This window comes from Pseudoxanthomonas sp. UC19_8 (genome assembly GCF_042700505.1).
Lineage (GTDB): Bacteria > Pseudomonadota > Gammaproteobacteria > Xanthomonadales > Xanthomonadaceae > Pseudoxanthomonas_A > Pseudoxanthomonas_A winnipegensis.
In genome coordinates, this window is the sequence record NZ_CP170559.1 from 1,965,740 (window position 1) to 1,984,928 (window position 19,189).

General features: G+C 71.2%; 13 protein-coding genes. 4 read left to right on the forward strand and 9 right to left on the reverse strand.

The window, feature by feature from the left end; translation table 11 throughout:
- Window positions 1-167 precede the first annotated feature (167 nt).
- Window positions 168-2,012 (reverse strand): 3-hydroxybutyrate oligomer hydrolase family protein, encoded by a 1,845-nt coding sequence (locus ACFJIT_RS08575; protein ID WP_379655584.1) that lies wholly within the window; start codon window positions 2,010-2,012, stop codon window positions 168-170.
- 110 nt (window positions 2,013-2,122) lie between these two features.
- On the opposite strand from ACFJIT_RS08575, the gene ACFJIT_RS08580 reads away from it, so the two are divergent.
- The gene (locus ACFJIT_RS08580) at window positions 2,123-2,788 is read left to right on the forward strand and encodes a response regulator transcription factor (protein ID WP_130519465.1); all 666 of its coding nucleotides are present in this window, start codon (window positions 2,123-2,125) and stop codon (window positions 2,786-2,788) included.
- Window positions 2,789-2,994: 206 nt separating this feature from the next.
- Here ACFJIT_RS08580 and ACFJIT_RS08585 read toward each other — a convergent pair whose 3' ends face one another.
- The 3 genes from ACFJIT_RS08585 to ACFJIT_RS08595 all read right to left on the reverse strand — a co-directional run bounded on the left by ACFJIT_RS08585 (window position 2,995) and on the right by ACFJIT_RS08595 (window position 9,259).
- The gene (locus ACFJIT_RS08585) at window positions 2,995-3,483 is read right to left on the reverse strand and encodes an 8-oxo-dGTP diphosphatase (protein WP_130519463.1); all 489 of its coding nucleotides are present in this window, start codon (window positions 3,481-3,483) and stop codon (window positions 2,995-2,997) included.
- Between the two features lie 59 nt (window positions 3,484-3,542).
- Complete coding sequence (locus tag ACFJIT_RS08590) at window positions 3,543-6,857, reverse strand: PAS-domain containing protein (RefSeq protein ID WP_379655585.1); 3,315 nt, start codon at window positions 6,855-6,857, stop codon at window positions 3,543-3,545.
- A gap of 185 nt (window positions 6,858-7,042) precedes the next feature.
- Window positions 7,043-9,259, reverse strand: coding sequence for a TonB-dependent receptor (locus ACFJIT_RS08595; RefSeq protein WP_379655586.1), 2,217 nt, complete (start codon window positions 9,257-9,259; stop codon window positions 7,043-7,045).
- Between the two features lie 176 nt (window positions 9,260-9,435).
- On the opposite strand from ACFJIT_RS08595, the gene ACFJIT_RS08600 reads away from it, so the two are divergent.
- Window positions 9,436-10,833 carry a GntP family permease gene (locus ACFJIT_RS08600; protein WP_130519459.1) on the forward strand — a complete coding sequence of 466 codons (1,398 nt, stop codon included), beginning with the start codon at window positions 9,436-9,438 and terminating at the stop codon, window positions 10,831-10,833.
- Here ACFJIT_RS08600 and ACFJIT_RS08605 read toward each other — a convergent pair.
- Entirely contained in the window at window positions 10,817-12,133 is a 1,317-nt protein-coding gene (locus ACFJIT_RS08605; protein WP_379655587.1) for a hypothetical protein, read from the reverse strand. The genes ACFJIT_RS08600 and ACFJIT_RS08605 overlap by 17 nt on opposite strands.
- Window positions 12,134-12,275: 142 nt before the next feature.
- Here ACFJIT_RS08605 and ACFJIT_RS08610 point away from each other — a divergent pair, with 142 nt between their 5' ends.
- Complete coding sequence (locus ACFJIT_RS08610; RefSeq protein ID WP_130529660.1) at window positions 12,276-12,980, forward strand: response regulator; 705 nt, start codon at window positions 12,276-12,278, stop codon at window positions 12,978-12,980.
- The gene (locus ACFJIT_RS08615; protein ID WP_379655588.1) at window positions 12,977-14,329 is read left to right on the forward strand and encodes a sensor histidine kinase; all 1,353 of its coding nucleotides are present in this window, start codon (window positions 12,977-12,979) and stop codon (window positions 14,327-14,329) included. The genes ACFJIT_RS08610 and ACFJIT_RS08615 overlap by 4 nt, the downstream gene beginning before the upstream one ends.
- A 731-nt stretch (window positions 14,330-15,060) precedes the next feature.
- On the opposite strand, the gene pnp is transcribed toward ACFJIT_RS08615, so the two are convergent.
- The 4 genes from pnp to rbfA all read right to left on the reverse strand — a co-directional run bounded on the left by pnp (window position 15,061) and on the right by rbfA (window position 19,165).
- Window positions 15,061-17,166 carry a polyribonucleotide nucleotidyltransferase gene (gene pnp, locus ACFJIT_RS08620; RefSeq protein WP_379655589.1) on the reverse strand — a complete coding sequence of 702 codons (2,106 nt, stop codon included), beginning with the start codon at window positions 17,164-17,166 and terminating at the stop codon, window positions 15,061-15,063.
- A gap of 157 nt (window positions 17,167-17,323) precedes the next feature.
- Window positions 17,324-17,584 (reverse strand): 30S ribosomal protein S15, encoded by a 261-nt coding sequence (gene rpsO, locus ACFJIT_RS08625; protein ID WP_130519451.1) that lies wholly within the window; start codon window positions 17,582-17,584, stop codon window positions 17,324-17,326.
- Window positions 17,585-17,744: 160 nt separating this feature from the next.
- Window positions 17,745-18,791 carry a tRNA pseudouridine(55) synthase TruB gene (gene truB / locus ACFJIT_RS08630; protein WP_379655590.1) on the reverse strand — a complete coding sequence of 349 codons (1,047 nt, stop codon included), beginning with the start codon at window positions 18,789-18,791 and terminating at the stop codon, window positions 17,745-17,747.
- A complete protein-coding gene (gene rbfA / locus ACFJIT_RS08635; protein WP_165402894.1) occupies window positions 18,791-19,165 on the reverse strand; it encodes a 30S ribosome-binding factor RbfA in 375 nt (124 codons plus the stop codon). Before rbfA ends, truB begins: the two co-directional genes overlap by 1 nt.
- Window positions 19,166-19,189: the final 24 nt, after the last annotated feature.

Consider the following 19,189-nt stretch of genomic DNA (forward strand, 5'->3'; position numbering starts at 1 on the left):
TCGCCTCCAGCAATCCAGGCGGGCGATGCGCGTCACGCAACCTGGTTGAAGCCCTCTTGCCGCACCAGCGCCGTCGCCGCGCGAAGGCCGGGCCAGGTGACCTTCGTTCTTGAATGGCCAAGGCGCTGACGCCGCTTTCGCGTGGATGGCGCCTGGTGCCAACTTCCTTACTTCACCGCCGCGCCGAACTGCGCGGCCTCCACCGCACCGGTGCCGCGGCCGCGCGCCTCGATCGTCGCATCGGCCGGCAGCGCGGCCTTGCCATCGAGCACATCGGCCACGCGATCCAGTGCGGCATAGACGTGCGGCAGCATCGGCGTGTAGCGCGCGCCGTACGCCGGCAGGGCGAGGAAGGCGTCGAAGTGCTCGCCGTTGCGCACCTGCCAGTAGCGCACCGGCCGGCCGGCCGCGCGTGCGGCGGCGACATAGGGCGCGCTGGTGAACGCCGGCGGGATCAGGCCGTCGTCGGTGCCATGCACCACCAGCACCGGCAGCCCCGCCCGCGGCAGTCCGGCATGGGTGCCCGCGATGCCGGCGCGCACGCGTTGGGCGTCCGGGCCCTGCCCGTCCCACAGCGCGCGCAGGCACAGCAGCCCCGGCAGCGTCGGATCGGGCGCGGCCAGCCTGGCATCAATCAGGCCCACGCCGTTGCCGGGCGGGATGCCGCTGGCGTCGGACCACCACGCCGCGCGTTCGACGGCCGTGGCCGCGCGCGGGGAGAGGTCCGCGTTCTGCGCCGACCAGCGATAGCCGCACGGGTGCTCGCCCGGCGCATAGCGGCCGTAGGCCGAGGCGTAGGTCGCCAGGATCGCGCGCCACAGGTCGAAACCCACGCTGGCCGCGCCGGAGGCCAACACCGCTTCGCTCCAGCCGCTGGCCCGCAGCTGCGCGTGGGCCGAGGCGGCCTGCGCCGCAGGCGTGGCGCCCTCGACCAGCCCCTGCGCCTGGAGCGCGGCGCAGCGCGCGGCCCACAGCGGTTCGACCTGGGCGCGCAGCGGCGGCTGCGGCAGCGCCGCCGGCGGCAGATCGAGCAAGGCGCAAGGCATCAGCAGCGCCGCCTCGCTGGCGAAGTCGTACAGCGCACGCGCGCCGGGCGCGCCTTCGACGTAGACGTTGGGTTCGCCGGCGACGACGGCATCGATGAGCGCGTCGTCCAGCTCGGCCGCGCGCAGCACCGCGCCGCCGCCGTTGGAGATGCCGACCGCGATCACGCGCGTATTGTCCGCAGTGAACGGCGCCGCCTGCGGGAACGCCGCATCCAGCGCCTGCAGCGCGAAGCGCGCGGCTTGCTGCACGTGCCGGCCCCAGTCGGCTTCCGGGTTGTCCTGCGAATGCGCGTGCTTGAACGCCACGCCGCCCGCCGCGGCTGCGGGCTGAGGAGCGAAAGCCAACGCCTGTTCGCCCGTCGCGGCCGAGCTGCCGTCCAGCGCAAAGCCGCGCCCGGCATCCAGATCGAAATAGTCGGTACCGGTGCCCTTGTCCGTATAGGCCACCGCGCAGCCGCGCGGCAGTGCCCAGGCGCCGCCCACGGCGATGGCGCCATACACCCCGCGCGAGCCCGACGACGGCGCCACCACCACGCAGCGCCGCCGCTGATCGAAAGCGTCGGGTACCTGGACCAGCACGCGATGCGGTTGGCGCGCGCCGGGCACCGTGGCCAGCGCGGCGTACTCGCGGCCCGGCACGCGCGCCACGCTGCCGTACAGCGTGCCGTAGCCGCCGGTGGGCGAGAGATCGGCGATGCCGCGCCAGTTGGACCAGATCGCACGCCTGCGCAGTTCGGCCGGCGTGGGCGCGTCGGGCCTGGCGAAGGCCGGCGGCGTCGGAGTCTGCAGCCCGGCCAGCCCGAGGCCGGCGGTCAGCAGATCATCGCCGTCGCGGTGCACCGTGACCTGCGAGGCGCCGGTCACGCCGGCCTCCGCGTGCGGGCGGGCCTGCGGCGTGGCGCACGCGGCAAGCGCGCCGGATAAGAGCAATGCCGACAGGCGGCTGGCGGATCGGGTTCCATGCATGGCGCCACGCTACCTGCGGCTGCAGGCCGGCCGCATCGTACTTTGGTACCAGCCGCCGGCGGGCGCGGCTTGCTAACGTTAGCCCTCGCCACCCGCCGACCGCCGCCGCCATGCCCACCCTGCTGATCGCCGACGACCATCCCCTGTTCCGCGCCGCGTTGCGCGGCGCGGCGGCCGATGCGGTGGCCGCCCTGGAGATGCTGGAAGCCGATTCGCTCGACGCGGTGCTGCAGGCGCTGGAGGCGCATCCGGAGATCGATCTGGTGCTGCTGGACCTGCACATGCCCGGCAACCACGGCCTGGCCGGGCTGGCCGCGATCCGCGCGCAGTTCCCGGCGGTGGCGGTGGTCGTGGTCTCGGCCAACGACGACCCGCGTGTGGTCCGGCGCGCGCTGGACCACGGCGCGGCCGGCTACCTGCCCAAGAGCGCCGGGCTGGAGGAACTGCGCGAGGCCATCCGCTGCGTGCTGGCCTGCGAACAGTGGCTGCCGGCCTCGCTGCGCACGGCGGTGACGCGGGCGCAATCCTCCGCGCACGACACGGCGCTGGCCGCGCGCCTGGCCAGCCTGTCGCCGCAGCAGTTCCGCGTGCTGGGCTATGTCGCCCAGGGGCTGCTCAACAAACAGATCGCCGACCGCCTGGACGTGCAGGAGCGCACGGTCAAGGCGCACGTGTCCTCGATCTTCGAGCGCCTGGGCGTGCGCAACCGCACCCAGGCCGGAGTGATCCTGCGCGAACTGGAACTCACCGACCCCGCGCGCCAGCTCGAGGGCTGAGCGGCGCCAGCCAAGCGCCGCCGACCACGCTGATCACACCGCCGCCTCCACGAAGGCGGAATATCGCCCCTCCCCTTGTGCGCTGCGAAGGGGGGAGGCTGGGAGGAGGTGCTTTTGCTTTTGACTTCCCCACGAAGAGCACCCCTCCCCCCTCAGCCGCTAGCACGACGCTTCAACCACCTCCGCCGCCGGGCGCACCGCCCGCTTCAGAAGCGGCTGAAGCTCCACGACACCATGCGCCCGTTGCGATACGGCATCACACCGTGGAACGGCCTCGGATCGCCATCGAACACCAGCGGCAGGAAGTGGCGGTCGCCCTCCCACATGGGCAGCTCGCCCAGGCGCTCGATCGGCGCCCACTCCAGCGTGCCCTCCGGATTGGAGGTCAGCGGCGTACCGGTCCAGGCGGTGATGAGGAAGATGAAGCACAGCCAGTCCTCGCCATTGCGGCCGAAGCCGGGCCAGCTGATGGTGCCGCGCAGCTCCATCGCCGTGCATTCGATGCCGGCCTCCTCGGCGATCTCGCGCACCATGCCGGCGGCGATGTCCTCGTCGTTCTCCAGCTTGCCGCCCAGCCCGTTGTACTTGCCCAGGTGTTCGTCCTCGGGCCGCGCGTTGCGGTGGATCATCAGCACCTGCGTGCCGTCGGGCGAGAGCACGTAGCCGAGCGTTCCGGTGATCGGGGTATAGGGCATGGCGAGGGCGTGGCGGTCAAACGCCCATTGTAGTCGCGCCCGCGCCGGTGCCGCGGTGTTCAACCCGCGCGCGCGGCCAGCAGCCGGTCGAGCACGGACTTCAGCGCCAGCGGCCGCAGCGGCTTGGCCAGCAGCGGCAGGTCGGCCGCGCGCGCGGCGTCGCGCACCGCGCCGGAGGCGTCGGCCGAGAGCAGCACGCACGGGCGCGCGCCGAAGGCCTCGGACAGGCGCGCGTGCAGGGCCACACCGGTGTCGCCCCGATCCAGGTGATAGTCGAACAGCCACAGCGCGGCCGGCGCATGCGCCAGCGCCGCACGCGCCTGCGCCTCGTCGGCGGCGGTGACCACTTCGCAGCCCCAGCCCTGCAGCAACGCTGCCAGGGCGGCCAGCGCGGCCTCGTCGTTGTCCACCGCCAGCACGCGCAGGCCGGCCAGCGGCAGGGCGCCCTGTCCGCGCACCGCGGCGCGTGCGGCGCGCGGCGCCGGTAGACGCGCAAGTTCGACGCCGAAGGCGGTGCCGCGGCACGGCGCGCTGCGCAGCGAGAGCGGCGTATCGAGCAGCCCGGCGATGCGTTCGGCGATGGCCAGGCCCAGCCCCAGGCCCTGGCCGCCGGCGTCCTGGCCGCGCCGGAACTCCTCGAAGATCAGCCGCTGCTGCTCCGGCGCGATGCCCGGCCCGCTGTCGTACACCACGATGCGCAGCCGCGCGCCGACGCGCCGCGTGCCCAGCAGCACCCCGCCGCGCGCGGTGTAGCGCACCGCGTTGACCAGGAAGTTCTGCACGATCCGACGCAGCAGCTGCGGGTCGCTGCGCACCCAGGCGCGGCTGGGCACATAGCCGAAGCGCAGGCCCTTCTCGGCCGCCATCGCGCGCACCTGCGCGGCCAGCGGATCGAGCAGTTCGGACAGCGGGAAATCGCGCGGCGCCGGCACCAGGCCGCCGGCCTCCAGCCGCGACATGTCCAGCAGGCCGCTGAGCAGGTCGTGGGTGGATTCCAGCGAGCCGGCCAACTGGCGCAGCGTGTCGTGGTCCTGCGCGGGCGTGCGCTGGGCCAGTGCGTCGGTGAACAGCTGCGCGGCGTGCAGCGGCTGCATCAGGTCGTGGCCGATGGCGGCCAGGAAGCGGCTCTTGGCATCGTTGGCATGCTCGGCCTCGGCCTTGGCGCGCTCCAGCAGCGCGGTGCGCTCGGCCACGCGCTGCTCCAGGGTCTCGTTGGCGCGCTTGAGTCCGGCCTCGGCGCGGCGCGAGTCGGTCACATCGGTGTAGGTGGCCACGAAGCCGCCGCCGGGCATCGGGTTGCCGCGGATCTCGACGATGGTGCCGTCGGGGAACACGCGCTCGGTCAGATGCGCGGTGCCGGCGCGCATGAACGCCAGACGCCGGTCCAGCGCATGCTCGGCGCTGTTGCGGTGGGGCATGCGCTGCAAGGCCCAGGCGGTGAGATCGGCGATCGGCCGGCCGACCTGGAGCAGTTCCGGCGGGAAGCCGAACAGCTGCGCATAGCGCGGGTTCCAGGCCACCAGCCGCTGTTCGCGATCGACCACGCTGATGCCCTGGCTCATGTTGCGCAGCGCCGCCTCCAGCACCTGCTGGTTGAAGCGCAGGTCGGCCGAGGCCTCGCCGACGATGGCCGCCACAGTGTCCAGCTCGCCGGCCTGGCTGCGCGCGGCGTTGAGCAGCAGGCGCGTGGAGGCCGAGCCCAGCACCGCGGAGAGCTCGCGTTCGATGCGCTGCTCGGTGGCCAGCGGCACCGGCCCGGCGTCGGGCGCGCCGGCGAGCAGGTGTTCGATACGCTCGTGGCCGAGGAAGCGCCGCCCGGCCTCGCGCAGCGCGGCGCGGTCCAGCCGGCGCGCGCTGCCGCGCGGCGCCTGGCGCCAGCCGGTCGCCGCCAGCGTGACCAGTGCGCCCAGGAACAGGCTGGCGCCGACCGCGCGACCCAGCGCGCTCCAGCCGGTCAGGCCGAACAGCCCGGCCGGAGCGAGCACGCGCGGCACATGCCGCCAGAGCGGCGCGTCCACCGGCCACAGCATCGGCACCAGCATCACCCACGCCCAGGTGGCGAACGCCGCCAGCAGGCCCAGCAGCGCCGCGCGCGGCGGCGTCTGCGGGCGCCATACCGCGAAGCACAGCGCCGGCACCAGCGTGGCCAGCGCGGAGAAGGACACCGCGCCCACGTCGGCCAGCGCGTCGTTGCCGCCGATCAGCCGGTTGTAGGCCCAGGCCAGCAGCATGATCGCCACGATGCCCACCCGGCGCAGGGTCAGCAGTTCGCCGCGGCGATCCTCGCCCTGCCCGCGCAGCCAGGCTCCGCGCAGCAGGCCGGGCGCGAACCAGTGGTTGCCGATCATCAGGCTCAAGGTCAGCGTGCTGATCACCACCATGCCGGTCGCCGCGCTCAGCCCGCCCAGGAAGGCGAACAGCCCCAGGCCCGCGTGCCCGGCCGCGAACGGCAGCGCCAGCGCGTACATGTCCGAGGGCACATGCCCGCCCAGCAGCAGGCTGCCGGCGCGCGCCAGCGGCAGCGCCGGCAGCGCGATCAGCAGCAGGTACAGCGGGAACAGCCAGCGCGCGGTGGCCACGTCGCGCTCGTCGCGGCATTCGACCACCGCCACATGGAACTGGTGCGGCAGGATGAACATGGCCAGCGCGCCCAGCAGCACCAGCGGCACGAAGCCATCGGCGGCCGGCACCGGTGCGGCGCTGGCCGCGCGCGCCCAGTCCACGTCCAGCCCCAGCCAGACGAACGCGCCCAGGGCCAGCATCGCCGCCAGCTTGAACAGCGACTCGAACGCCATCGCCAGCACCAGCCCGCGGTTGTGCTCGGCCGCATTCGCCCGGCGCGTGCCGAACAGCATCGCGAACACCGCCATCGCCAGCGCCACGTACAGGGCACCGTCGCGCAGCGGCGCGGGCACCTGGTCGGCATGGGCCACATTGCCGGTGAGCGTGGACACGCTCATCGTCACCGCGCGCAGCTGCAGGGCCACGTAGGGCACCAGCCCGAGCACGGCCACGCCGGTCACGATCGCCGCCAGCCACGCATCCTTGCCCAGGCGGGTGGCGATCAGATCGGCCAGCGAGGTGGCGTTGGTCTCGCGCGCCAGCCGCACCAGGCGCACCATGAAGGCCACCGCCAGCGCGTACAGCAGGATCGCCCCGAGGAAGGTCGGCGGCAGCGGCCAGCCGTAGCGCGCGGCCTGGGTCACCGTGCCGTAGAACGTCCACGAGGTGCAATGCACCGCCAGCGACAGCGCGTAGACGTGGCGCCAGCGCCGCGCCAGCACCGCCGGATGGCGCTCTCCATAGAGTGCGGTGCCGAACATCAGCGCCAGCCACGCCAGCCCGGCCAGCGCCACCATCCACATGCTCAGCATGGGCGCCTCACCCAGGCGCATGGGCACCGCTCAGCCGACGCACCCTGCCCGCACCAGCGCCCTGCGGCGCGCGCCCGCGATGTGTCCTGCCTCCCCATTGGCCGAGCATACCGCCAGCGCCCCGCCCCGGATGGACGAGGCCCGGCTTGCGCCGGGCCCGTCGTTCGACCCTGACCACGCAGCGGTCAGAAGTCGTAGCGCACGCTGGCCTGCACCTGGCGGGGCGCGCCGTAGAAGCCGGTCAGCACGCCGTAGGCGGCGATGTTGTAGCCGGTGGTGCGGTAGGCCTTGTCGGTCAGGTTGGTGCCCTGCAGCGACAGGCTCCAGGCGTCGTCGAGCTTCCAGATCACGCCGGCCGACAGCAGGCCGTAACCATCCTGGCGGATCTCCTTGGACAGGTCGGTGGTGGGCCAGACCTCGCTCTGGTAGCTGTAGGTGGCGCGCGCGGACAGGTTGCCGCCGCCGGCCAGATCGGTGCGCCACTCCACGTTCAGCGCACCGGAGTACTTGGGCGCGTTGGTGAAGTACTGGGTCTTGGCGATGTTGACGCCGCCGCTCATGAACTCGTCGTACTTGGCATCCAGCCAGGCCAGGTTGCCGCTGATCAGCCAGTGCCGGGTCGGCAGGAACTGGTACTCCACCTCCACGCCCTGCACCGTGCCCTTGCCGGCGTTGGTGAAGTCGCCGAAGAAGCTATAGCTGCCGTTGGGCAACTGGTACTGGGTGAAGACCGAGAGCTGGATATCCTTGTACTTGTTGTAGAAGTAAGCCAGGTTGAGGAAGGCGCGGCCGTCCAGCAGCCCCATCTTGCTGCCGATCTCGTAGCTGTCCACCTGCTCGTCGTCGAAGGGCTGGCCCGAGCGCGGCACCGCGGTGGTGTTGGCGCGGATGTTGTAGCCGCCGGACTTGAAGCCGCGCGAAGCCGACACGTAGGCCATCAGGTCGGGCGTGAACTGGTAATCGACCGACAGCTTGGGCGAGACGTTCTTGAAGTTCACCGTCTTGTCGAAGTTGGCCGCTGTGCCCCAGGAGGTGGTGTAGCTGTCGCTGGTGTAGAAGCGGTTGAGGGCGATGGCGTGCTTGTCCTCGTCGGTGTAGCGCGCGCCGACGTCCAGCTTGAGCTTGTCGGTCAGATCGAAGGTCCAGTCCGCATACAGCGCCACGCTCTTGGTCAGCACCTTGCCCTGGGTGTCGCCGAACAGCGGATTGGTCAGCGACCTGGGCAGGTAGGGATTGGAGAAGTAGTTGCGGACCTGGCCACCGGCCTCGCCGTCGAAGTAGTACAGGCCCATGACCCCACGCGCGCGGCCGCCGCCATCGTAGTTGGCCTGCAGCTCGTGGCTGACCTGCTGGTCGTAATAGTCGGCATGCACGTCGACCAGCTTCAGCGGGGTCTCGTCGAAGTCGATATTGGTATCGGTATCCGACTCGCGCTTGGCGATCACGTACTTGACCGCCCAGTCGGCGCTGGGCCGCCAGTTGAGCGTGGCCGAGGCGCCCTTGACCGTGGTGTCGTTGACGTTGGGCATGCCGCTGCGGATGTCGTAGCGGCTGGGCAGCGGCGGATAGGCCGGCGCCAGCGGATTGGCCTTGAGCAGCTTGGCGCCGCGCACGCCGGACTGATCGTCCAGCCAGTCCACCGCGAACTGCGCATCGAACTGCTCGTTGGCGAAGGCGCCCAGCTGGAAGCGCGCGGCGTTGATCTCCTTGTCGCTGACCTCCTGATCGTTGACCAGGTTCTTGCCGAAGCCGTCGCGGTTCATGCTGGCCACCGACAGCCGCGCGCGCAGCGCCTCGCTGCCGCCGATCGGGCCGCCGATGCCGCCCTTGAAGTCGAGCTGGTCGTAGTTGCCCACGGTCAGCTGGGCGTAGCCGTCCAGCTGCTTGGGCAGCTCGCGGCTGATGTACTTGATGGCGCCGCCGATGGTGTTCTTGCCGTAGAGCGTGCCCTGCGGGCCGCGCAGCACCTCGATGCGGCCGACGTCGAACACGTCCAGCAGCGCGCCCTGCGGTCGGGCGATGTAGACATCGTCCAGGTAGATGCCCACGCCCGGATCCACGCCCCACAGCGGATCGGCCTGACCCACGCCGCGGATGTACACGGTCGCGGTGCTGGTGGAACCGCGCGCGGCATAGATGGTCAGGTTGGGCACCTGCGCATCGAGATCGCCGATGTCCTGGATGTTGAGCTTGTCCAGCGCCTGCGGGGTGAAGGCGGTCACCGCCACCGGCACTTCCTGCAGGGTCTCCTCGCGCTTGCGCGCGGTGACGGTGACCGCATCGAGCGTGGTGGCCCTGGCGCCCTCGCTCGCCTGGCCAGGTTCGGCCTGCTGGGCCCAGGCGCCGCTGGCCGGCGTCATCAACAAGCCGGCGATCGCCAGGCACAGGTGCTTGCGCTTCATGGTCATTCCCCTCCTCCCCGGGTACGACCTCGCGGCGGGATCGCCGCAAGTTGGGCGCAACTCTAGGCACCGGCCGCAGGGCCATCACTTGTACCTTGGTACAGGAGCGCGTCCATGCGGCCGCTGCCGATACTCGCCCCGCGCAAGCCGTGTCCTGGCGGCTGGAGAGTGGTGCCATGTCGTTCCTGATCGTGCTGGCCGCGCTGTGCTTTCTGATGTTCGTGGCCTACCGCGGCTACAGCGTCATCCTGTTCGCGCCGGTGGCCGCGCTCGGCGCGGTGCTGCTCACCGACGCCTCGCTGGTGGCGCCGATGTTCACCGGCCTGTTCATGGAGAAGATGGTCGGTTTCCTCAAGCTGTACTTTCCGGTGTTCCTGCTCGGCGCGGTGTTCGGCAAGCTGATCGAGATCTCCGGCTTCTCCAAGTCGATCGTGGCGGCCACCATCCGCGTGGTCGGCGCGCAGCGGGCGATGCTGTCGATCGTGCTGGTGTGCGCGCTGCTGACCTACGGCGGGGTGTCGCTGTTCGTGGTGGTGTTCGCCGTGTATCCCTTCGCCGCCGAGCTGTTCCGCCAGAGCGACATCCCCAAGCGGCTGATCCCCGGCACCATCGCGCTGGGCGCCTTCACCTTCACCATGGACGCGCTGCCCGGCACGCCGCAGATCCAGAACATCATCCCCACCGCGTTCTTCGGCACCACGGCCTGGGCCGCGCCGGTGCTGGGCACTCTCGGCGCGGTATTCATCCTGGTGCTGGGCATGAGCTATCTGGAATGGCGCCGCCGCGCCGCCGCACGCGCCGGCGAGGGTTACGGCGGCGAACTGCGCAACGAACCCGAACCCTTCAGGGGCGATCGCCTGGCCCACCCCCTGCTGGCGATCCTGCCGCTGCTGGTGGTGGGCGTGGCCAACTTCGCCTTCACCCGCTGGATCCCGCAGTGGTACGGCAGCAGCGCCTCGTTCGTGCCGGCGGTGATCGGCAACCCGGCGCCGGTGGTGCAGGAGGTCTCCAAGGTCGCCGCGATCTGGGCCGTGCAGGCCGCGCTGCTGTGCGGCATCGCCTGCGTGATCGCCTTCGCCTGGAGACCGGTGCTGGCCAGCTTCGCCGAGGGCACCCGCTCGGCGATCGGCGGCGCACTGCTGGCCTCGATGAACACCGCATCCGAATACGGCTTCGGCGCGGTGATCGCGGCGCTGCCGGGCTTCCTGGTGGTGGCCCACGGGCTGGGCGCGATCCCCAACCCGCTGGTCAACGAGGCCGTCTCGGTCACCGCGCTGGCCGGCATCACCGGCTCGGCCAGCGGCGGCATGAGCATCGCCCTGGCGGCAATGGCCGACAGCTTCATCGCCAACGCGCAGGCGGCCGGCATCCCGATGGAGGTGCTGCACCGCGTGGCCGCGATGGCCTCCGGCGGCATGGACACCCTGCCGCACAACGGCGCGGTGATCACCCTGCTGGCGGTCACCGGCCTGAGCCACCGCCAGTCCTACAAGGACGTGTTCGCCATCACCCTGGTCAAGACGCTGGCGGTGTTCGTGGTAATCGCCGCGTATTACCTCACCGGCTGGGTGTAGCCGGCGCCGGCGGCTGCGCCTCGGATCGACGACGCACCACCCCATCGGCCAGCACCCAGTCCTTCGCCAGCTCCAGCGTCCATCCAGGCCCCTGGTTGCGGCCGTCCACGGCGCTGGCAGGTCCGGCGACCGTCGCGGCCTTCCAGTCGCCGGCGAGCAGCACGCCGCGCTCGACCGTCAGCGTGCCCCAGTCGTCGCGGATGATCGCGTGCGGATAGACCGTGCCCTGCGGCGGCAGGGGGAACACGGTGCGCGGGTCGAACTCGATGCTCATGTGCACCAGCGGCAGCCGCAGCAGCGGGCCGTCCACCAGCTGCGCGCGCCACTGCGCGGCCTGCTGGTCGTGCGCCTCGCGGATCGTGGTTTCCTCGCGGCGGATCGCCTCCTCGCCGTAGCGCTGGCCGGCCACGGCGGGATCGGGCAGCGGCGGGTCGCCGGCGGCGTGCTGCAGCAGGGTTCCCAGGTCGCTGTCGGGCCGCAGGCCCTGGCGCCAGCCCGGCGCCAGCGCGTCCAGCAGCAGGCCATAGGCCGGGCCGGACGCATAGGCGAAGCTGCGCACATAGCCGCGCCTGTGGTCGTAGTCCTCCAGCGTGGCGATGGCCGACACGGCGGGATCGCCCGCGTCGCCGAGGCGCCGGCCGGTGTATTCGGCCAGCCCCTCGTTGATCTCCAGCGCGTTCTCGCGCACGGCCGCGTCCTGGAAGCGCTGCCGCCGCCAGGCGCGGAGCGCCAGCGCATCGGCGATGGCCGCCTGGCGCTGCGCGCTGCGGCTGCGCAGCGCCTGCGCCAGCGCGCGCCATTCCAGCCGCAGGCCGACGCGCCCGTCGAACTGGTCCAGGTGCTCGGGCAGCGGCGCGACGGGCGGTGGCAGGCGCGAGGGCTGGATGCGATGGAACGCCTCGTGCATCAGCAGTTCGGCGCGGGCCTGCCGGTCCTGCGGGAGCGGCAGCTGCAGCATCGTCCAGCGCTGCCCGGCCCATTCGGTCGCGGTGTTGGCGATGCCGATGTCCGCCGGCAACTGGCCCACGAACACGCCGCGCCGCCGCTGCAGGCCCTGCCCGGGCACGTCGCGGTCCACGAACAGCGTGCGCGTGTCGCGCTCGACCAGCATGATCGGGCCGCACAGGCTCTGGCCCCACAGCCGCGCATGGTCGCGCTGGCACAGCACCCGGTATTGGGCGATGGCCGCCGCGGCGGTCGCTGCCGGATCGTCATGACCGTCCGCGGTGATCGGCAACGCCTGTACGGGGAAGACGCCGCCAACGCCGCCAACGCCCAGCCAGCAAAGGGAACGGAACATCGCACGCAGATGCATCGGTGACTCCAGGGAAGTGGACGAGGCCGCCATTCCAGCGCCGCGCCGTATCGCCTCGATGCCCGGCCTGTATCGCCAGCGCCGATGGCGACACAATCCCGATACGTCTCCGCTTTATGAAAGGCGCATGGCAGGCAAGGACAACCGGATCGTCGTGGTCGAGGACGACGACAGCGTGCGCGAGGCCATCGTCGCCTACCTGGGCCGGCATGGCTTCGAGGTGCGCGGCACCGCCGATGCCGCCGGCCTGGACGCGCTGCTGCACCGCCAGCCGGCCGACCTGGTGATCCTGGACATCATGCTGCCGGGCGAGGACGGGCTGTCGATCTGCCGGCGCCTGAGCCAGGACGGCCCGCCGGTCCTGCTGCTCAGCGCGCTGGTCGAGGTGACCGACCGCGTCGTCGGCCTGGAGGTCGGCGCGTTCGACTACCTGGGCAAGCCCTTCGACCCGCGCGAACTGCTGGCCCGGGTGCGCGCCATCCTGCGCCGGCAGGCGCCGCGCGCCGCTCCGCCGACCAGTCCCTATCTGTTCTCCGGATGGGTGTTCGAGGCCGACGCCCACCGCCTGACCACGCCCGACGGCGCGACGCTCGCACTGACCGCGGGGGAATCCCGGATGCTGCTGGCCTTCGTCCGGCATCCCACCCGCGTGCTCAGCCGCGACCGGCTGCTGGACCTGACCCACGAGGCAGCGGAAGGGCCGTTCGACCGCGCGATCGACCTGGCGGTCAGCCGCCTGCGCCGGCGCCTGGCCGCGGCCGGGGGCGCTGCGCTGATCGAGACCGTGCGCAGCCTCGGCTATCGCTTCCGCGCGCCGGTGACGCGGGGATGAGACCGCCGCCCATCCTGGTCCAGGTGGCGGCGCTGGCGCTGGTCACCCTGGCCCTGGCCTTCGCCCTGTGCTTCGGCATCGTCCTGGCCACGCCCACGCCCGCACCCATCCGCATGAGCGTGCGCGAGGCCGCGGCGGCCCTCGAAGGGCAGCACGGCGGCCGCTTCAGGATCGAGCCGCGTGCCGCGCCGCCCGGCTGTCCCCGCGTCGCGCCGGTGGAGGCGACGCTGGCGCAGGCCACGGGCACCCAGCCGGGGCGCGTACGGGCGTGCTGGCTGGACGCGGCGGGCGCGGGCAAGGCCAGCGGCAACGGGCAGAGCGTGGTCCTGGTCGGCGACCGCACCCTGCTGGTGGACAGCGACGCGCGCGGCTTCCAGATGCGCTACGACGCCGATGCGCGGGTCGGCATGGACACCTCGCTGCCCGCCTTCACCGCGGCGATCCAGGGCAGCGACGGACGCTGGCGCACGCTGACGCCCGTCGACCAACGGCTGGCGGGCTGGCGGCTGCGGATGACGGCGGCGTTCGGCGTGGCGATGGCGCTGCTAGCCCTGCCGGTGTGGTTTGCCGCGAGGCGGCTCTCCCGGCCGATCCAGCGCCTGGCGCGGGCGGCGGCGATCAGCGATCTGGACAGTGGCGCGGGCTTCCCGCTCGACGGCCCCCCGGAGCTGCGCGCGGTCGGCGAGGCCATGAACGCCATGCACGCCCGCCTGGCCCGGCATGCCGGCGAACGACTGCAGGCCTTCGCCGCTATCGCCCACGACCTGCGCACGCCGCTGACCGGCCTGCGCATCCGCGCCGAGCTCGTCCCCGGCGCCGACCGCCAGCGCATGATCGGCGACCTGGAACGCATGGCCGCCATGATCGAGCAGATGCTCGCCTACGCGCATGCCCAGGCGCAGCCGGCGCGGCTGCAGCCGGTCGATCTCGACGCCCTGGTCGCGGGCATCGCGGCGGACCGGGTCTCGCTGGGCCAAGCCGTCGCCTCCGTCCCGGCGAACCGGGATACACGCCTCCAGGCCGACCCCACCACGCTGCACCGCGCGATCGACAACCTGCTCGACAACGCGCTGCGCTTCGCCGGCAGCGCGCGCCTTAGCATCGAAGCGCACGCCGACCGGATCGACCTGCACATCGACGACGCAGGCCCCGGCATCCCGGAAGACCAGCTGGCCGGCATCACCACCCCGTTCAAGCGCCTGGAAAGCTCACGCAGCCGCACGACCGGCGGCGCCGGGCTGGGCCTGGCAATCGCCGAGCGCATCGCCGAAGCCCACGGCGGCCGGCTGCTCCTGGCCAACCGCACGCCGCAGGGATTGCGCGCCACGCTCAGCCTGCCGCTGCGCTGAGGCGTCGCCGCTATTGCCACATCGCGGGTCCAACGCTAAGGCCGCGCCAAGTCCTCGTCTCCGAGTTGCACGGCTTCGGGCCTGTGAGCTGATTTCGCCCACTAATCAGCCTCGACCCGGCAGGACATGGCTCCTCAGCTCGATCCGCCCTCCACGGCGGACTCACCGCCGCGGGCCATCCCGGCCCGCTCTCCGCACGTCCGCCCGGGTCGCAGCGCTGCGGCGAATAGATCGGGACTTCTCCCAACTCGAAAGCAGCGAGCAAGCGCCCTGCCCCCGCCCTTTCGCCGCAGGCGAAGGGGAGGGCCGGGGTGGGGTCGTGGCTTTCCCGGTCAAGCCACCAAAGCAAGAGCAAGAGCACCCCTCCCCATCCCTCCCCTGCGCTGCGCGCAAGGGAGGGGGCTCAAGTCGACGCCTTCCCGTCACTGATCGCCTTGTGCACAAGGGAAAGATTGGCACGACCCCGTAAACCGAAGTCCTGTGACCTGACGCGCGAGGCAGCGTTCCGGCGGGCGGGGGCCGCGCCTAGCGAGGCAGGAAGCCGAGCGCCCGAATCAGGGCAGGATGCCCTGATTGAGGGATAAGCGGCCCCCGCCCGCCGGAGCGCTGCCCCTCCGAAGCCGGAGCGCAAAGAAGCCGGAGCGCAAAAACGCGCGCTCCCTTTACCGAGACAGCAACAAAAAAAGGCGGGCCAAGGCCCGCCTTCTTCTAATCAAGCGATAGCCAACCGATTACTCGGTCACGCCCTCGCCTTCTTCCACGGCCTTCATGGACAGGCGGATGCGGCCCTGCTTGTCCACTTCCAGCACCTTGACCTTGACCACGTCGCCTTCCTTGAGCTTGTCGGAGACCTTCTCCACGCGCTCGGAGGAAATCTGCGAGACGTGCACCAGACCATCCTTGCCCGGGGCGATGGTCACGAACGCGCCGAAGTCCATCAGCTTGGCGACCTTGCCCTCGTAGATGCGGCCCGGCTCGATGTCCGAGGTGATCTGCTCGATGCGCGACTTGGCGGCCTGGCCGGCAGCGCCGTTGACCGAGGCGATGGTGATCGTGCCGTCGTCCTGGATGTCGATCTGCGTGCCGGTCTCCTTGGTGATCGCCTGGATGACCGAACCGCCCTTGCCGATCACTTCGCGGATCTTGTCGGGGTGGATCTTGATGGTGATCAGGCGCGGCGCGTAGTCCGACAGCTCGGCGCGCGGGCTGGTCAGGGCCTTGGACATCTCGCCGAGGATGTGCAGACGGCCGGCCTTGGCCTGCTCCAGCGCCTGCTTCATGATCTCTTCGGTGATGCCCTCGATCTTGATGTCCATCTGCAGCGCGGACACGCCCTCGGAGGTACCGGCGACCTTGAAGTCCATGTCGCCCAGGTGATCCTCGTCGCCCAGGATGTCGGACAGCACCACGAAGCGGTCGTCCTCCTTCACCAGGCCCATCGCGATACCGGCCACCGGCGCCTTGACCGGCACGCCGGCGTCCATCAGCGCCAGCGACGAGCCGCACACCGAGGCCATCGACGAGGAGCCGTTGGACTCGGTGATCTCCGAGACCACGCGGATGGTGTACGGGAACTCTTCCAGGGTCGGCATCACGGCCAGCACGCCGCGCTTGGCCAGACGGCCGTGGCCGATCTCGCGACGCTTCGGCGCGCCGAAGCGGCCGCACTCGCCCACCGAGTACGGCGGGAAGTTGTAATGGAACAGGAAGTTGTCCTTGTACTCGCCGCTGACCGCGTCGATCACCTGGCCATCGCGGGCGGTGCCCAGCGTGGTGACCACGATCGCCTGGGTCTCGCCGCGAGTGAACAGCGCCGAGCCGTGGGTGCGCGGCAGCACGCCGGCCTGCACGGAGATCGGGCGCACCATGTCCAGCGCACGCCCGTCGATGCGGATCTTGGTGTCCAGCACCGAGTCGCGCATCGTGCGGTACTCGAGCTCGCCGAACTCCTTGGACAGCTCTGCCTTGTCCCAGCCCTCGGCCTCGACACGGCCGGCCAGGGCTTCGATGACGTCCTTCTTGATCGCGGCGATGGCGTCGCGGCGCTGCAGCTTGTCGCGCACCTGGAAGGCCTCGGCCAGCTTGCCGCCGACGGCTTCCTTCAGCGCCGAGATCAGCGCCTCGTTCTTGGCCGGGGCGACCCAGCTGGAGGGCTTGGTGCCGGCTTCGACGGTCAGCTCGTTGATCGCGTTGATGACCTTCTGCATCTCGCGATGGCCGAAGGTCACCGCGCCCAGCATCACTTCCTCGGACAGCAGCGCGGCCTCGGACTCGACCATCAGCACCGCGTTGGCGGTACCGGCCACGACCAGCTCCAGCTGCGAGTCCTTCAGCTCCGACACGGTCGGGTTGAGGATGTATTCGCCGTTCTTGTAGCCGACCTTGGCGGCGCCGATCGGGCCCTTGAACGGGGTACCGGCCAGCGACAGCGCGGCCGAGGCGCCGATCAGGGCGGCGATGTCGCCGTCGATCTCCGGGTTCAGCGACATCACCGTGGCGATGATCTGGACTTCGTTCTTGTAGTCCTCGGGGAACAGCGGACGGATCGGCCGGTCGATCAGGCGCGAGATCAGCGTCTCCTTCTCCGTGGCGCGGCCTTCGCGCTTGAAGAAGCCACCGGGGATGCGGCCGCCGGCGTAGAACTTCTCCTGGTAGTCCACCGTCAGCGGGAAGAAGTCCTGGCCCTCGCGCGCGCTCTTGGCGGCGACGGCGCTGACCAGCAGTACGGTGTCGTCCATCTTGACGATGACGGCACCGCTGGCCTGACGGGCGATCTCGCCGGTCTCGAGGGTGACGGTGTGTTTGCCGTACTGGAAGGTCTTGGTGATTTTTGCCACGTGGGTTTCCTAAGAGTCTCGAATCTGGTTGTCCCGGCCGACGGCCCCTGCCGTGCCCGGGCGGCCACCGTATGCGGCCATGTTGCAGTGCATCTTTTTCCGACGCCGGAAAAAACGAACCGCGGCGCATCACTGCGCCGCGGTCGGTCATCTGGTTTTAGCGACGCAGGCCCAGCTTCTCGATCAGGGCCTTGTAACGCGGGGCATCCTTGCGGTGCAGGTAGTCGAGCAGGCTGCGGCGGCGGTTGACCAGCTGCAGCAGGCCGCGACGGCTGTGGTGATCCTTCTTGTGGGTCTTGAAGTGCTCGGTCAGCATCTCGATGCGGGCGGTCAGCAGGGCGACCTGGACTTCCGGCGAGCCGGTGTCGTTGGCGCCGCGCTTGTTGTCTTCAATGACTTTCTGGGTGTCGATGGACATGTCGATTTCTCTTGGTTGATGCGCGACCTGCAGGAACGCGGGCTGTCCTCCGCGCGCACCGCCTGGTCCGCCGCTTGCAATGGTGAGTGAAGGCCGGGATCGGCCAAGGGCCTGAAAAGGCCGCGGTATTGTAGGGGCCAGCACCCGGTGGCACAAGGTTTCAGGCCGGTGACACCGCGCCGCCGGTCGGCCAGTTGAACAGTCGCTGGGGCGAAAGCAGCCCATCCTTGGACAGCTGTCCCATTCCCAGCACCTGGCCGGACTCGGCGAACACGGCCACGGTCCCGGCCGGGCCGGGCACGCCGGTCAGGCGCTGGCCCTGCCGCAGGCGCGCGGCGGCCTCGTCGGTCAGGTCGATGCGCGGCAGGCCGACCATGCCGGCCTCGACGGGCAGCAGGCAGGCCTGCAGGCTGCGCGGATCGCGCTCGGCCAGGGCCTCGAGCTGCTCCAGGGTCCACATGCGCGGCTCGCGGAACGGGTCGACCCACAGCCGGCGCAGCTGGGCCACGTGCGCGCCGCAGCCCAGCGCCTCGCCGAGGTCGCGCACCAGGCTGCGCACATAGGTGCCCGAGCCGCATTCGACATGCAGGCGCAGCAGCGGCTGGCCGGCGTCGAGCAGATCGGCGGCCGACTGCAGTTCGAAGGCGCGCACGTAGACCGGGCGAGTCTCGACCTCCACCACCTCGCCGCGCCGGGCCTTGGCGTACAGCGGCTCGCCGCCGCGCTTGAGCGCCGAATAGATCGGCGGGCGCTGCTGCAGGTGCCCGGTCAGCGCGCGCAGGGCCGCATCGAGGCGGTCGATCGGATAGGCCTGGACCGGCCGCTCGCGCAGCACCTGGCCCTCGGCATCGTCGGTGTCGGTGACCTGGCCCAGCCGGGCCACGGTGTCGTAGGCCTTGGCGGAGCCCAGCAGGCTGCCGGCGATCTTGGTCGCCTCGCCGAAGCACAGCGGCAGCAGGCCGGTGGCCAGCGGATCGAGCGCGCCGGTATGGCCGCCCTTCTCCGCGCCGAACAGGTGCCGGGCCCGCTGCAGGGCCTGGTTGGAGCTCATGCCGCCGGGCTTGTCCAGCAGCAGGATGCCGTCGACGCGGCGGAACTTGGTGCGCGGGCGCTGCGGGCGCTTGCCGCGCGGCTGGTCGGCGCGCGCCGAACCGCCGCGTCCGGCACCGTCGGCGTCCGGCATCGCGGCGGCGTCGGTGGCGGCCATCAGTCCTGGTCGGACCCGGATTCGGGCGGCAGCGGATTCTCGCGCAGCAGCGTCTCGATGCGCTCGCCGCGGTCGACCGAATCGTCGTAGTGGAAATGCAGTTCAGGCACGTGGCGCATCTTCACCGCACGCGCCAGGGCGTAGCGGATCTGCGGCGCCAGTTCCTTCAGGCCCTTGACCGCCTCGGTGGAGCGTTCGGGCATCAGGGCGGTGACGAACACCTTGGCGTGGGCCAGGTCGCGGGTGACCTCGACGTCGGACACGCTGACCGACGGCAGGCCGTGCTCGCGCACCGCTTCGTGCACCAGCGTGCCCAGCTCGCGGCGGAGCTGGGCGGAGACGCGGTCGGTGCGATGGAAGGATTTGGTCGGCATGGCAATCGAGCGATGCGGCGATCA

Bases quoted from the DNA above. Each gene is read 5' to 3' on its own strand.
- ACFJIT_RS08575 (WP_379655584.1), bottom strand. From the start codon at position 2,012: ATGCATGGAACCCGATCCGCCAGCCGCCTGTCGGCATTGCTCTTATCC.
- ACFJIT_RS08580 (WP_130519465.1), top strand. From the start codon at position 2,123: ATGCCCACCCTGCTGATCGCCGACGACCATCCCCTGTTCCGCGCCGCG.
- ACFJIT_RS08585 (WP_130519463.1), bottom strand. From the start codon at position 3,483: ATGCCCTATACCCCGATCACCGGAACGCTCGGCTACGTGCTCTCGCCC.
- ACFJIT_RS08590 (WP_379655585.1), bottom strand. From the start codon at position 6,857: ATGCTGAGCATGTGGATGGTGGCGCTGGCCGGGCTGGCGTGGCTGGCG.
- ACFJIT_RS08595 (WP_379655586.1), bottom strand. From the start codon at position 9,259: ATGAAGCGCAAGCACCTGTGCCTGGCGATCGCCGGCTTGTTGATGACG.
- ACFJIT_RS08600 (WP_130519459.1), top strand. From the start codon at position 9,436: ATGTCGTTCCTGATCGTGCTGGCCGCGCTGTGCTTTCTGATGTTCGTG.
- ACFJIT_RS08605 (WP_379655587.1), bottom strand. From the start codon at position 12,133: ATGTTCCGTTCCCTTTGCTGGCTGGGCGTTGGCGGCGTTGGCGGCGTC.
- ACFJIT_RS08610 (WP_130529660.1), top strand. From the start codon at position 12,276: ATGGCAGGCAAGGACAACCGGATCGTCGTGGTCGAGGACGACGACAGC.
- ACFJIT_RS08615 (WP_379655588.1), top strand. From the start codon at position 12,977: ATGAGACCGCCGCCCATCCTGGTCCAGGTGGCGGCGCTGGCGCTGGTC.
- rpsO (WP_130519451.1), bottom strand. From the start codon at position 17,584: ATGTCCATCGACACCCAGAAAGTCATTGAAGACAACAAGCGCGGCGCC.
- truB (WP_379655590.1), bottom strand. From the start codon at position 18,791: ATGGCCGCCACCGACGCCGCCGCGATGCCGGACGCCGACGGTGCCGGA.
- rbfA (WP_165402894.1), bottom strand. From the start codon at position 19,165: ATGCCGACCAAATCCTTCCATCGCACCGACCGCGTCTCCGCCCAGCTC.